1 protein-coding gene is annotated in these 1,832 nt (G+C 59.6%); it reads right to left on the reverse strand.

Features of this window, described 5'->3' with window-relative positions; genetic code table 11:
* Window positions 1-67: 67 nt before the first annotated feature.
* Complete coding sequence (gene gshA, locus EJA71_RS05160; RefSeq protein WP_158954891.1) at window positions 68-1,651, reverse strand: glutamate--cysteine ligase; 1,584 nt, start codon at window positions 1,649-1,651, stop codon at window positions 68-70.
* Window positions 1,652-1,832 lie beyond the last annotated feature (181 nt).

Here is a 1,832-nt window from a genome sequence, read left to right on the forward strand (position 1 = left end):
CTCCTACAGGAAATCTCATTCCCATGTAGGAGCTGCCGAAGGCTGCGATCTTTTTTATCGACAGCGCTTAGTTGCTGATCGCCAGAATACTCGCCTGATACGAACCGACAAACACATCGAAATCGCCCACTTCGTTCTGCTCCAGCTCAGCCTGCGCTGCCAGAGAAGTACGCGCCAGTTCCTCAAACTTCGCCTGCTCATCCGCCGCCAAAGGCTCGCTGCGGAAAAACTCCGCATGCGCCTGGCTCTGGCGCAGCGAGAACTGCGCGAAGCTTTCCTTGTGTTCAGCCATCGCCGCCAGCACCTGCGCGGACGGTGTCAGGGACGGGTCGCTGACCTTGGCCAGTTGTATGTCCAGCGCCTTGCTGTGGGCATCGCCGCCATGGCTCTGATCCAGCAGCGCTGCCAGCGGGGCGATTTGCTCGAGCAGTTCGGCAGCCCAGGTCTTCATCTCGACCGACTCACCGTCACGCTGCAGCTCAAGACCCGGACGACGACCTTCTTTAACCACACTGAGGAAGTTCGACGTCGCGTTGCCGCACGAGGTATTGGTCAGCAGCGGGCTGTCGTTCAGCGCGCAGTACAGGAGGAACGCATCGAGGAAGCGCGACTCGGTCAGGTCAATGCCCATCGGCAGGAACGGGTTGATGTCCAGGCAACGCACTTCGACGTACTGAATGCCACGGGCCACCAGCGCCTGAATCGGCCGCTCGCCGGTGTAGGTCACGCGTTTCGGGCGGATGTTGGAGTAGTACTCGTTTTCGATCTGCAGGATGTTGGTGTTGAGCTGCACCCACTCACCGTCCTTGTGTGTGCCGACTTCAACGTACGGCGGGTACGGCGTGGCCACGGCTTTGCGCAGGCTGTCGGTGTAACTCGCCAGATCGTTGTAGCACGGCGTCAGACCGGCCTGGGCGTTGCTTTGATAACCGAGGTCGCTCATGCGCAGGCTGGTGGCGTACGGCAGATACAAGGTGTCCGGATCGAGCTGTTCCAGCTGATGCGAACGACCACGCAGGAAACCGGCGTCCAGCGCTGGCGAGGCACCGAACAGGTACATCAGCAGCCAGCTGTAGCGACGGAAATTGCGGATCAGCGCGATGTAGGAAAACGACTGGAAATCCCGGTCAGTGCCGACAAAACCTTCGGTTTCACGCAGCAGCGGCCAGAGCTTTTCCGGCAGGGAGAAGTTGTAGTGAATCCCGGCAATGCACTGCATGGTCTTGCCGTAACGCAGGGCCAGGCCCTTGCGATAGACGTACTTGAGCTGACCGATGTTGGAGGTGCCGTAGTAGGCGATCGGGATGTCTTCCTCGGCCGGCAACGGGCACGGCATCGATGGACTCCACAGGTACTCGTTGCCGAGTTTGCTGTAGGCAAAACGATGAATCTTGTCCAGGCTCGCCAGCGTGTCGGCGGGATCCGGCAGGGCGGGCGTGATGAATTCCAGCAGCGACTCGGAGTAGTCGGTGGTGATCTGTTCGTTGGTCAGCGCGGAACCCAAGGCTTCGGGGTGCGGCGTTTGCGCCAGGCGACCTTCGCTGGTCACGCGCAGGCATTCACGTTCGATACCGTGCAGGCACTGCTCGAGCAGAGAGAGGTTAGCGCGCTCGCCGAGCAGAGCCAGGCGGCGGTTGAGAAGTTCGCTCAATTTGGATTCCTTCACGCGTCAGTCGCCCCAATATGGGGGTGGGCAGGACGGTCTACAAGGGTGAAGTTGAAACTGGCGTTATCGCCTGGTTTTCTAGCCGGTCAGCCGCACACATACCCTGTAGGAGCTGCCGCAGGCTGCGATCTTTTGATCTTGCTATTACAAAACAAAATCAAAAGAT

Source organism: Pseudomonas sp. PB106, from assembly GCF_009764645.1.
Classification (GTDB): Bacteria; Pseudomonadota; Gammaproteobacteria; order Pseudomonadales; family Pseudomonadaceae; genus Aquipseudomonas.